This is a genomic window from Micropruina sp. (assembly GCF_047607385.1).
In the GTDB taxonomy this organism is placed as follows: Bacteria; Actinomycetota; Actinomycetes; order Propionibacteriales; family Propionibacteriaceae; genus Micropruina.
Genome location: NZ_JASGDE010000185.1, coordinates 1 through 11,896, shown reverse-complemented (window position 1 = coordinate 11,896; position 11,896 = coordinate 1). Strand labels below are relative to the sequence as shown.

At 71.7% G+C, this 11,896-nt stretch carries 9 protein-coding genes; 4 read left to right on the top strand and 5 right to left on the bottom strand.

All coding sequences use genetic code 11. From position 1 onward, the window contains the following. The coding region (locus QM582_RS16165) for a patatin-like phospholipase family protein (RefSeq protein WP_415086103.1) at window positions 1-821 on the bottom strand (821 nt) is incomplete at its 3' end. After that, window positions 799-1,869: a hypothetical protein gene (locus tag QM582_RS16160; RefSeq protein ID WP_415086101.1), complete on the bottom strand. Its 1,071-nt coding sequence runs from the start codon at window positions 1,867-1,869 to the stop codon at window positions 799-801. The genes QM582_RS16165 and QM582_RS16160, both read right to left, overlap by 23 nt. 100 nt (window positions 1,870-1,969) lie before the next feature. Here QM582_RS16160 and QM582_RS16155 point away from each other — a divergent pair, with 100 nt between their 5' ends. Beyond that, a complete protein-coding gene (locus QM582_RS16155) occupies window positions 1,970-5,419 on the top strand; it encodes a DUF2126 domain-containing protein (protein ID WP_415086099.1) in 3,450 nt (1,149 codons plus the stop codon). Between the two features lie 26 nt (window positions 5,420-5,445). On the opposite strand, the gene QM582_RS16150 is transcribed toward QM582_RS16155, so the two are convergent. Together QM582_RS16150 and QM582_RS16145 are read right to left on the bottom strand one after the other, a co-directional pair. Beyond that, window positions 5,446-5,865, bottom strand: coding sequence for a type II toxin-antitoxin system VapC family toxin (locus tag QM582_RS16150; protein WP_415086097.1), 420 nt, complete (start codon window positions 5,863-5,865; stop codon window positions 5,446-5,448). After that, a complete protein-coding gene (locus QM582_RS16145; RefSeq protein WP_415086095.1) occupies window positions 5,862-6,101 on the bottom strand; it encodes a FitA-like ribbon-helix-helix domain-containing protein in 240 nt (79 codons plus the stop codon). The genes QM582_RS16150 and QM582_RS16145 overlap by 4 nt, the downstream gene beginning before the upstream one ends. A gap of 222 nt (window positions 6,102-6,323) precedes the next feature. On the opposite strand from QM582_RS16145, the gene QM582_RS16140 reads away from it, so the two are divergent. Together QM582_RS16140 and QM582_RS16135 are read left to right on the top strand one after the other, a co-directional pair. Next, window positions 6,324-8,834, top strand: coding sequence for a circularly permuted type 2 ATP-grasp protein (locus tag QM582_RS16140; protein ID WP_415086094.1), 2,511 nt, complete (start codon window positions 6,324-6,326; stop codon window positions 8,832-8,834). Then, a complete protein-coding gene (locus QM582_RS16135; protein ID WP_415086093.1) occupies window positions 8,827-9,768 on the top strand; it encodes a transglutaminase family protein in 942 nt (313 codons plus the stop codon). The genes QM582_RS16140 and QM582_RS16135 overlap by 8 nt, the downstream gene beginning before the upstream one ends. Window positions 9,769-9,915: 147 nt before the next feature. Here QM582_RS16135 and QM582_RS16130 read toward each other — a convergent pair whose 3' ends face one another. After that, entirely contained in the window at window positions 9,916-10,785 is an 870-nt protein-coding gene (locus QM582_RS16130; protein WP_415086091.1) for an endonuclease domain-containing protein, read from the bottom strand. An 88-nt stretch (window positions 10,786-10,873) separates the two neighbouring features. Between QM582_RS16130 and ligD the strand changes: the two genes are divergently transcribed. Further along, the gene (ligD, locus tag QM582_RS16125; protein WP_415086090.1) at window positions 10,874-11,818 is read left to right on the top strand and encodes a non-homologous end-joining DNA ligase; all 945 of its coding nucleotides are present in this window, start codon (window positions 10,874-10,876) and stop codon (window positions 11,816-11,818) included. The last annotated feature ends 78 nt before the right edge of the window (window positions 11,819-11,896 follow it).

The window sequence follows — 11,896 nt, the reverse complement described above, 5'->3', positions numbered from 1 at the left end:
TCGGACGCCGCCCGCCCGGCCCGCCGGCCGCGCTCCCGGGCCGCGGGCAGCGCCGTCGCCGACATCACGTCCAGGCCGGGATCGTCGTCCTCGATCAGCAGCACCTCGGCGCCTTCGGCCCGCAGCCGCTCCGCCTGGTGCGCCGGACGCCGCACCTCGCGCACCGACCGGCCCTGCGGCGCCAGGATCAGCACCCGCTCACAGCCGGACGCCAGGTCTGCGTTCGCCGGGGAGCGCAGCCCGCCGTCCAGGAAGACCCGGTCCTCGATCCGCACCGTGGGCAGCACGCCGGGCATCGCGCTGCTGGCCGCCACCGCCCGGCGCAGCTCGACCGCCGAGCGCGGCGTGAAGTAGGCCGGACGTCCCGAGTCGGCGTCCACCGCGGCGACCACCAGCGATGCCGGCCAGCCGCTGCCGCCGACGGCTCGTCCGACCAGGTCGACGAACGCGTCCTCGGTGAGCGTGGTCCGAGCACGGCGGGCGGAGCGGCCCAGCCAGAGCAGGGCGTGCCGGCGGCTGGGCCAGAGCTGGGCGGCGACCAGCCGGGCCGCAACAGCCGTGGAGATCCGGACGCCGGCGAGTTCGGCCGCGAACTCGTCCAGACCGTCGCTGCCGGCACCGCGTAGCCTCGGATCGAGGAGCAGCATCCGGGTGGCCAGCACCGCGCCGGCGGAGGTGCCGACCACCCGGTCGGCCTCGGCGAGCACCGGCGGCAACTCGTCCAGGACGCCGGCCAGCCAGGCCAGCGCGGTCAGCCCGCCGCCGCCCAGCACCACCGCCCGGCGCGGTGTGACCGGATCAGCCGACGCGTTCCCAGGCAACCGGATCCTTCGCGTTGGTCACCGACACCTGATACCGGACGTCGACGGCGGGCAGGGTCTGGTCGACCGTGTACTTCTCGCCGTTCTGGGTGAGCGAGCTGCGGAACCGGAAGGTGAGCCGGGTCGCCCCCCGGGCATGGGTGGGGTCGGCGACGTCCAAGGTGTAGGTGGCGTTCTTCCACGGGTCGCCGACCAGGTTCCAGCGGATCGACGTGGTGTCGAGCTTCTGGCCCTTCTCCACCGCGACACTGTTCGGGCAGTCCTTCGGGGCCGCGCTCTTCTGGGCCAGGCAGCGCTTCAGCGCGGTGGCGGCGACCTTGCTGGCCTGCTTCTTGCCGGCCGCGGTGAGCACCGGCTGCAGCCCGGCCCGGACGTCCTCACCGACCGCCTGCACGGTGACCCGGCCGCCGTCCAGGGTGATCGTGGGCAGCTTCTCGCCGAAGACGTAGACGCCGGGGAACACCTCCAGATGCTCCGGGTCGGTCAGCGGGCGGCCGTTGATGGTGGCACCCAGCTCGCTGGGCAGCGGGCCCGGGTCGATGGTCGAGGTGACTTGGCCGAGCCGCCAGCCGGCCTCCGTCTTGGTGACCGAGAAGGCGATGGTGGCCGGGGCGTCGCCGAAGCGGACCTCCGCCGGCACGGTGACGGTCTCGTTGCCCTCGACGACCGGGACGTTGACCACGGTCAGCTTGGCCTCGCGGTGGGACGCCTCGAGCATCTCCCGGGTGAGCAGGGTGGTGTCGGTGGGCCGATTCAGCGCGTACTCCAGGGCCCGGGGGGCGTCCGCGGCGACCAGGGCGTCCAGATAGCCGGAAACCGCCTGCTGCGGGGTCGCGGCCGGCACCGAGGTCGAGGCCGGTTGCGGACGCAGCAGCCAGGCGATGCCGGCGATCAGTCCGGCCAGCACGATGAACGCCAGCGCGGCGATCCAGCGGGCCCGCGGACGGGGCCGGTGCGGGGCCGGTGCGGTGGCCTGCTCGTCGGCGTCCCCGGTCGGTTCGGGGGTGCTGCCGTCGTCCGGGGTGTCTTCAGGTACCTGAGAAGTCACCCGCTCAGGGTACCGGGGCCACTGCGGCTGCGTTTCAGTGAGGTTTCGGTCGCCCCGCCAAGGGTGACCCGCCTCGCACCCGGACAGTAGATTCACGCAGGTGACCATCCGGGTAGCCCTCGAACACCGCACCACCTACACCTTCGCCGAGCCGGTGGAAGTGTTCCCGCACACCGTCCGGCTGCGTCCGGCGCCGCACTCGCGGACGCCGATCGCCGCCTACTCGCTGACCGTGTCGCCGCGCAACCACTTCATCAACTGGCAGCAGGACCCGTTCGGCAACTACCTGGCCCGGCTGGTCTTCCCCGAGCCGGTGCAGGAGCTCGACATCTGCGTCGACCTGGTCGCCGACATGACGGTGATCAACCCGTTCGACTTCTTCCTGGAGGAGTACGCCGAGCGCTACCCGTTCAGCTACCCGGACGCGCTGCGCGCCGACCTGGAGCCCTACCTGCGCCGGGTGGACGAGTCTCCCGAAGGCGGACCGGGACCGCTGGTGCGGCAGTGGGTGCAGCAGCACATCACCGACCGCTACGCCGGGCTGAGCGGCGACGAGCGGCCCCGGATGGTCGACTTCCTGGTCGCGGTGAACACCGCCCTGCAGCACGACATCGCCTACACGGTGCGGATGGAGCCGGGCGTGCAGAGCCCGGACACCACCCTGGCCAAGGCGCTCGGCTCCTGCCGCGACTCGGCCTGGCTGATGGTCTCGGTGCTGCGCGAGGCCGGTCTGGCGGCCCGGTTCGTCTCCGGCTACCTGGTCCAGCTGACCTCCGACGTGGAGGCGCTGGACGGCCCGTCCGGACCCACCGAGGACTTCACCGACCTGCACGCCTGGGCCGAGGTGTTCATCCCCGGCGCCGGCTGGATCGGCCTCGACCCGACCTCCGGGCTGTTCGCCGGTGAGGGCCATATTCCCTTGTCGGCGACGCCGCACCCGTCGTCCGCGGCACCGATCACCGGGGCCACCGCACCGGTCGAGGTGACCATGGCGTTCTCCAACACGGTGCGCCGGGTGCACGAGGATCCGCGGGTCACCAAGCCGTACACCGAAGCCCAGTGGGCGGCCGCGGACGCCCTCGGCGAGCGGGTCGACGAGCTGCTGGCCGCAGGGGACGTCCGGCTCACCATGGGCGGCGAGCCCACCTTCGTCTCCGCCGACGACACCGCCACCCCGCAGTGGGAGGGCGCCGCCGACGGACCGGAGAAGCGGGCGCTGGCCCAGCAGCTGGCGGCCCGGCTGGAGCAGCGCTGGGCAGCCGGCGGCGTCGTCCATCACGGCCAGGGCAAGTGGTACCCGGGCGAGGACCTGCCGCGCTGGAACATCGCCATCACCTGGCGCACCGACGGCATCCCGATCTGGGAGGACCGCTCGCTGCTGGCCAACCCCTGGGACGAACCCTGCGTCGAACCCGGCTCGATCGAGGCGCAGACCGCCGTCCGCGACCTGGCCGCCTACATCGCCGGCGGACTGGGCATTCCGGCCGCGCACGTGCTGCCGGGGTTCGAGGACCCGCTGGCGGCGCTGCTGAACGAGGCGCTGCTGCCGTTCGGGAAGCGTCCGGACGAACCCGATCCGGACGACCCGGAGCTGGCCGACGCCGAAGCCCGCGCCGCCCGGGTGGCTTCCGTCGACGCAGCCCACGGCACCCCGCGAGGCTGGGTGGTCCCGGTCTTCCGGCTGACCGACGAGGGCCGCTGGGGAACCACCCGGTGGCGTCCCCGGCGCAAGCAGCTGATGCTCACCGGCGGCACCTCGCCGATGGGCCTGCGGCTGCCGCTGAACTCGGTCGCCTGGTCGCCGATGCCGGAGGAGCTGGAGCGCTCCCCGTTCGAGATGACCGGACTGCTGCCGATCATCGTCGAGGGCGAGGCACCCCCGGCAGAGGTGCTGGAGGTCGAAAAGGCCCCCCGCACCGCGCTCTGCGTCGAGGAGCGGGACGGCCGGCTGTACGTCTTCCTGCCGCCGCTGACCAAGCTGGAGGACGCCCTCGAACTGCTCAGCGTGGTCGAGACGGCGGCGTCCGCGATCGAGCTGCCGGTGGTGCTGGAGGGGTATCCGCTGCCCTTCGACCTGCGCACCAAGACCATCTCGGTCACCCCCGACCCGGGCGTGATCGAGGTGAACACCCAGCCGACCAGCAGCTGGGCCGAGCAGCGCGACCTCACCCTGTCGCTCTACGAGGACGCTCGGCAGACCCGGCTGGCCACCGAGAAATTCGACCTGGACGGCACCCACACCGGCACCGGCGGCGGCAACCACTTCACCCTGGGCGGCGCCACCCCGGCCGATTCGCCGCTGCTCCGCCGGCCCGACCTGCTGCGCTCGCTGATCACCTACTGGCAGCACCATCCGGCCTTGTCGTACGTGTTCTCCGGACGGTTCATCGGCCCCACCTCGCAGGCGCCACGGTTCGACGAGGGCCGGTTCGAGACCCTGTACGAGATGGAGATCGCGTTCGCCGAACTCGACCGGGTGAGCGCTGAGGCGGAGAAATTCGCGCCGCCGTGGGGCGGTCCGGCGCTGCCCTGGAACACCGACCGGCTGCTGCGGCACCTGCTCACCGACCTGACCGGCAACACCCACCGGTCGGAGTTCTGCATCGACAAGCTGTACTCGCCCGATTCGCAGCGCGGACGCCTCGGGCTGCTGGAGCTGCGCGGTTTCGAGATGCCGCCGCATGCCCGGATGGCGCTGGTGCAGGCGCTGCTGGTGCGCTGCCTGGTGGCGATGTTCTGGGCCCGTCCCTACCGGGGCCGGCTGATCCGCTGGGGCACCCGGCTGCACGACCGCTTCCTGCTGCCGGCGTTCGCGGCGTCCGATCTGCGCGAGGTGGTTGCCGACGTCAACGAGTGGCTGGCCGAGGCCGCGCCCGGCGTCCGGTTCGACCCGGCCTGGCTGGACCCGTTCCTGGAATTCCGCTTCCCCCGGCTCGGCGAGACCCGGATCTCCGGCGTCCACCTGGAACTGCGGCAGGCGATCGAGCCCTGGCACGTGCTCGGCGAGGAAGCCACCGGCACCGGGACCGCCCGCTACGTCGACTCGTCGGTGGAACGGGTGCAGCTCGCCGTCTCCGGCCTGGTCGAGGGACGCCACGTGGTGACCTGCAACGGCGTCCCGGTACCGCTCACCCCGATCGCCAACGGCGGCTGGGGCACCGCGCTGGGCGGCGACGACGAGCCGTCCACGGTGGGCATGTTCGCCGGCGGCGTCCGGTACCGGGCCTGGGCGCCCTGGTCGGCGCTGCACCCGACGATGGGCATCCATTCGCCGCTGGTCTTCGACCTGGTGGACACCTGGAACGACCGCTCGCTGGGCGGCTTCACCTACCACGTGGTGCACCCGGGCGGCCGCAACTACGACAGCTACCCGGTGAACGCGGTCGAGGCCGAGTCGCGCCGGGCCGCCCGGTTCCACGCCCAAGGCCACACCGCCGGGACGGTCGACACCGCGTCCTGGCCGTCGGTCGAGGCAATCAACGGCCCGATGGGCACCGAGTACCCCTGCACCCTCGACCTGCGTCGCTACTCCCCCGGCCACCCGGCCTGACTCGATCCGTCATCCGGGATGACGGTTCACGGCTCGAACGGGTCGATCACCACCAACCCCGCCGCCTGGAACGGCGCGCGGTCACGGGTGGCGATCGCGAAACCGTGGGCGGCGACGATTCCGGCGATGTAGCCGTCGGTGGCGGCGATCGCCTCTCCGCGGGCGCGGGCCTCGGCGCGCAGCGTCGCGTAGGCCGCGCTGGCAGCCTCGTCGAACGGCAGGATGCGGCCCTCGAACGCGGCGACGACCTCGCTATCGATCCGGTCCCGCAACCGGTCGCGTCGTCGTCCGGACGGCAGGCAGGCGACCCCGAAGCGCAGTTCGGCGAGGGTGATGCTGGTCAGGTAGAGGGTCTCGATCGCCTGGGCGTCCAGCCAGGCCGCCACCGCGGGGTCGGGTGCGGAACGCAGCGGTTCGGAGACGACGTTGGTGTCGAGGACGATCATCCGAGGTCGATCGGCTCGGACGGCGTCCGGTCGCGGCTGATGTCGAGGTCCACCCCGCCGGCTTCCCGTCCGATCCCGGCCAGCAGCGAGCCGAGCCTGACGCGATCGGGCGGCGCGACCGCGGCGTCCAGGATCGCCCGCACCTCGGCCTCGGTGCTGCGCCGATGAGCCGCGGCACGCGCCTTCAGGGCACGGTGCGTCTCATCGGACAGTCCCCGGACGGTGATCGCAGCCATCGCGCCCTCCTCGTTGATATCAATCTTGCTTTGATGATAGCGCCGGCTCGCCGCTCCTCCGACATCGCCTGCCTAAACGCACATCGCCTGCGGAGGAACACAGGCGATGTGCGTTACCGCAGGCGATGTCGTCTGTAGTGGGGTCGACCGCGGCGGCGCAACCCCGGCAGCCACGGGTTGGCGCCGCGCCGAAGCCGTTGTCCGCGCCCCTAAGGTGAACCCATGTCCGCAGCCGTTTCGATCGAGTCGGGCGTCCTCGACGACTATCGGGCGCGCCTGCGCCCCGGCGCGGTCGACGAACTGGTCACCGAGACCGGGCTGCGCACCGATCAGGCCGCCCTGGGCGCGGCCGTGGACGCGATGGGCATGGCCGGCCTGCAGGCCGCTCGCGCCGAGGCCCGGACGTTCGCCGCGGACGAGGGCGTCACCTACGGCACCGGGCAGACCGGAAGCCGGAACTGGGCGATCGACCCGATCCCGGTGCTGATCGGCAGCGCCGAGTGGGCCGAGCTCGAGGCCGGGCTGCGGCAGCGGGTCCGGCTGCTCGACCTGGTGCTGGACGACATCTACGGCGAGCGCACCCTGTTGCGCCGCCGGGTGATCCCGCCCGAGCTGATCCTGGCCCACGACGGCTACGTCCGGCAGACCGACGGGATCAGCGCTCCCGGACGCCGCCAGCTGGTGGTGGCGGCCACCGACCTGGGCCGCGACCCCGAGGGCCGCTGGACGGTGATCTCCGACCGCACCCAGGCGCCGTCCGGGCCGGGCTACGCGATGGCGACCCGGCGGATCATCTCCCGGGTGATGGCGGGGCTGCACCGCTCCACCCCGCTGGCCCGGCTGCGGGGCTTCTTCCAGACCTTCACCGCGGCCCTGCAGGACGCCTCGCCGTCCGCCACCGAGCCGCCGCGGGTGGTGCTGCTCACCCCGGGGCCGAACAGCGAGACCGCCTTCGAGCAGGCCTACCTGGCCACCCTGCTCGGTTTCCCGCTGGTCGAGGCCGACGACCTGGTGATGCACCGCGGCACGGTGTGGCTGCGGGCCGGCGACCGGCTGGAGCAGGTGGACGTCATCCTGCGCCGGGTGGACGCCGCCTTCGCCGACCCGCTGGAACTGCGCGGCGACTCCCAGCTCGGCATCCCCGGCCTGATCGAGGCCGCCCGGAACCGGACCGTCGCCGTGGTCAACCCGGTCGGCGCCGGCGTCCTGGAGAACCCCGGCCTGCTGGCGCATCTGGACGCGGTCGCCGACGCCCTGCTCGGCGAAGAGCTGCTGCTGCCGACGCCGACCACCTGGTGGTGCGGACGCGACGCCGACCGCTCGCACGTGCTGGCCAACCTGGACGCCCTGGTGCTCAAGCCGATCTCACGGGCGATGGGGCCGCTGCGCTACGGCTGGCTGCTGTCGCAGACCGAACGGTCCGAGCTGGCCGACCGGATCGCCGCCGAGCCCTGGGCCTGGTGCGGGCAGCAGCGGATGCGGCTGTCCACCGCACCGGTGGTGACCCGGGCCGGGCTGGAGCCGCGCCGGTTCGTGCTGCGCACCTTCGGCGTCGCCCACGACGACGACTACCGCTTCCTGCCCGGCGGGCTGGGCCGGGTGGCGGCCCGGATCGGCGAGCACACCGTGTCCAACTACACCGGCGCGCTGGCCAAGGACGTCTGGGTGATCTCCGACGACGCCGACCAGCTCACCCCGACGTCCCGGGACCGGACGCTGCGGCCGCCGCCGCTGAGCCGGGCCAGCGGCCTGTCGCCGCGGGTGTCGGACAACCTCTACTGGATGGGCCGCTACGCCGAGCGGGCGGAGGGCACCGCCCGGCTGCTCAAGGTGGTCGACGACTTCGCCGAGGACAACTCCACCCTGGTCGGGACGCCGGGCGCGCTGGCCACCGACGCGCTGCTGCAGACCGTCGCCTGGGTGACGGTCACCGGTTCGATCCGGGACGGCGAGACGCCGCTGGACTACCTGCGTCAGGTGGTGCTGGACGCCTCCCGCGCCGGCACCGTCCGGCGTTGCGCGAACCAGGTGATCAACGCCGCCCAGCACGTCCGGGACCTGCTCAGCATCGACACCTGGTCGGTGCTCGGCCGGCTGCAGCAGACCCTGGACCAGACACCCGACGACGACGATCAGTTGCAGCCGTTGCTGGCCGACGTGCTGGAATCGCTGCTCGCGCTGGCCGGGATCATGGCGCAGAGCATGGTGCGCGACGAGTCCTGGGCGTTCCTGGACGCCGGCTGCCGGATGGAACGGGCCCAGCTCACCCTGTCGCTGCTGGGCAGCGCGTTCGACCGGCCCCGCGAGCGGCAGGTGGAGGACCTGGTGGTGGAGGGTGTGCTGCGAGCCGGCGAGTCGATCATCACCCACCGCCGCCGGGCCGCTGCCGGGACCGGGCCGACGCTGGCCCTGGAGTCGGCGATCGAGTTGCTGCTGCTCGACCGGGTCAACCCGCGGTCGGTGATCTACCAGGCCGAGTCGCTGGCCGCCGACCTGACCCTGATCGGCGACGAGGCGTCCGCGGCCAAGGCGCTCGCCCTGGTCGCCGCGCTGGACGCCGTCGAGCCCGAGGAGCTGCTCGACACCGCCGCGCTGACCGAGCGGTTGACCGGGCTGGAGCAGGACTTCCGCCGGCTCTCCGACGACCTGGCCGCGCTGCACTTCCTGCGCCAGCCGCCGCGGCGTCCGCAGACCGCCGGCTGGGCGAGCCCGTGGCAGGTGGCCGATGAGTGAGCAGGAGGCGACGGTGAGCCGTCCCGATCACTACGCGCCGCGGCGCTACCGCGTCCGGCACTCCACCATCTACACCTACGACGACGACGTGCAGGCCTGCTACGAACGCGGCTTCCTGCGTCCGTTGCAGACCTGGTCGCAGCAGGTGATCTGCAACGAGGTGCTGGTCTCGCCCGAGCCGGACGCGATCAGCGAACACGTCGACCACTTCGGCAATCACAGTTTCTACGTGGAGGTGCGCAGCCCGCACCGGGAGCTGGTGGTCGGCAAGGTGGCCTTCGTGGACGTGGCCTGGCCGCGTCCGGACATGGAGTCGCTGAACGCGTTCACCGTCGCCGAGGCGGCGGTTCGGGTCGAACAGGAGGCCGATCCGCTGGAACGCGCGGAGTACCTGTTGCCGTCCGAACTGGTCGAGCTGGGGCCTGAGGTGCGGGCCTACGCCGAGACCATCCTGTGGCCCGGACGTCCGCTCGGCGAGGCGCTGGAGGGTTTGTTCTCCACCATCTACCGCGACTTCAGCTACGAGCTCGGAGCGACTTCGGTGCGCACCACGCTGCCCGAGCTGCTCGAACTGCGCAAAGGCGTCTGCCAGGACTTCGCCCATCTGGCGGTCGGCTGCCTGCGCTCGGTCGGGCTGCCGGCGCGGTACGTCTCGGGCTACGTGGAGACCTCTCCCCCGCCCGGGCAGCCGAAGTTGGAGGGTTCGGACGCCTCGCACGCCTGGACGTCGGTACTGGTGCCCGGCGGCGAGTGGATCGACCTCGACCCCACCAACGACCACTTCGCCGACTCCCGCTACATCGTCACCGCCTGGGGACGCGACTTCCGCGACGTCTCCCCACTGAAGGGTGTGGTGTTCACCGAGGCGAAGAAATCCACCCTCGAGGTCAAGGTGGACGTGTTCCGAGTGAATCCGGACGGCTCGCTGAGCTGACGCCGATCGAGCCCTGACGATTTCAGCGCCCGGAGAAATACCAAATTCCGCACTCGATATGAGCTAAAACGTTTGACCTCGCTACCTTTGCGCATCGAGCGCGGAAATCGGTACGGCCCTTGCCAGTGGCGGGGCCTGGTGGTGCGATCAGCAGACCTGAGGCTCGCCGAGCGCCAGTGCGGCGCGAATCTCGGCCAGCACGGCATCGGGATCGTCCTGCAGGCGCCGCCAAGTGATCCGCAGCACGGTGTAACGGGCAAGCACCAGCCGGTTCTGCCTGACCCGGTCGGACTCGAACGCCTGACGGGTGCCGTGTACCTCGTAGCCGTCGAACTCGAGGATCACCCGCGCATCGGGAAACAGCACGTCGGGGTAGCAGACGCAACCAGCGAGGCGGAGTTCGGCATTGGCCACCCACCCACTGATCCCGGCGCCGCGAAGCAGCTGCTGCAATTCGCGCTCGCCGCCCGACCAGGGATTGTCCGCGAAGCTGCGCACGACCTCGCTGCGGATCCGCTGGTGCCGGGAGCCGGCGAACTCCGCCAGCGCATCGACGAGCTCGTACGGCCGCACCGTCCCTTCACGCAGGAACAACTCGGCCGTCCGGCCGTCATCGCGGGCCGCAGCCTCGACGGCGACCACGGCCGGCGCGGGGCAACGCAGGCCGTTGAAGCGGCGCACTGTGGTGATCAGTCGGCGGGTAATGCGCAGCCCCGGACCAGGCGCATCGCTCGGCTGTGCCAGCTCGACCCGCTCGCCTTTGACGAACGGCTCCTTCGAGAAAGTGATCGCCGCCACGGCCGAGGCCCGCCAGAGCACCGCCGACGGGCGAGCGGCGAGAGCGGCGGCGAGCCGCGTGTGCCGGGACCACAGCAACTCGGTGTCCACGAACACCCCAGGATGCACCCGGACGATCCGGTCGGCAGCCAGCAACGACTTGATAGCGGCGCGCGGGTGCTCGCGCTGAACGAGCACCCCGTCGCTGTTCCGCAGCAGCGCGCCGGCATCGATACCCACCGCTCTATCCAGCCACAGTTCCGACCGTCCGCAGCCGACGCGAAGACAATCTGTGGATAACTCACCACGGCCCGGCTACCGTCGGGACATGGCGAAGCCCTCAACCTCGGCGATCGAGATCGACGTGGGCGACCGGGTGGTGCGGGTCACCAATCCCGACCGGGTCTACTTCCCCGAGACCGGGTGGACCAAGCGCGACCTGGTCGAGTACTACCTGGCGGTCGGCGACGGCATCGTCCGGGCGCTGCGCGAGCGGCCCTGCATGCTGCACCGCTTTCCGGACGGCCTGGCCGGGCCGAAGGTGCACCAGAAGCGACTGCCCGGCGGGGCGCCCGACTGGGTCGAGACCGTCGAGCTGTGGTTCCCGCGGTTCGGCCGCACCGCCGACGAGCTGTGCGTAACCGAGGTGGCCCAGGTGATCTGGGCGGTGCAGATGTCGACGGTCGAGTTCCACCCCTGGAACAGCCGCCGCGGCCACGTCGAGCAGCCGGACGAGTGGCGCATCGACCTCGACCCGATGCCGGACGCCGACTTCGGCACCGTCCGGCGGGTGGCCCACGTCGCCCACGAGGTACTCGACGAGCTGGGCATCACCGGCTATCCGAAAACCTCTGGTGGCAAGGGCTTTCACGTCTATGTCCGGATCGAACCGGAGTGGGGTTTCGGCGAGGTGCGGCGGGCGGCGCTGGCCTTCGCCCGTGAGGTGGAGCGGCGCTGCGACGACGCGACCACGGTGTGGTGGCGCAAGGACCGCGACCCGAAGAAGATCTTCGTCGACTTCAACCAGAACGCCCGGGACCACACCATCGCCTGCGCCTACTCGGTGCGCGGCACCCCCACCGGCACCGTCTCCACCCCGGTGTTCTGGGACGAGTTGGACGACCTCGACCCGCGCGATTTCACCCTGGCGTCCGTGCCCGCCCGGTTCGCCGACCTGGGCGACCTGCACGCCGGCATCGACGACGAGTCGTTCCGGATCGACCCGCTGCTGGAGTGGTCCGACCGGGACGGCATCGAACCGGCCAAGAGCTGAGGCTCGCCCCCGCCTCACCCCAGCGCTCGCCTAACTATTTCGCGCTCGCTGAATTCAGCGAGCGCGAAATAGTTAGGC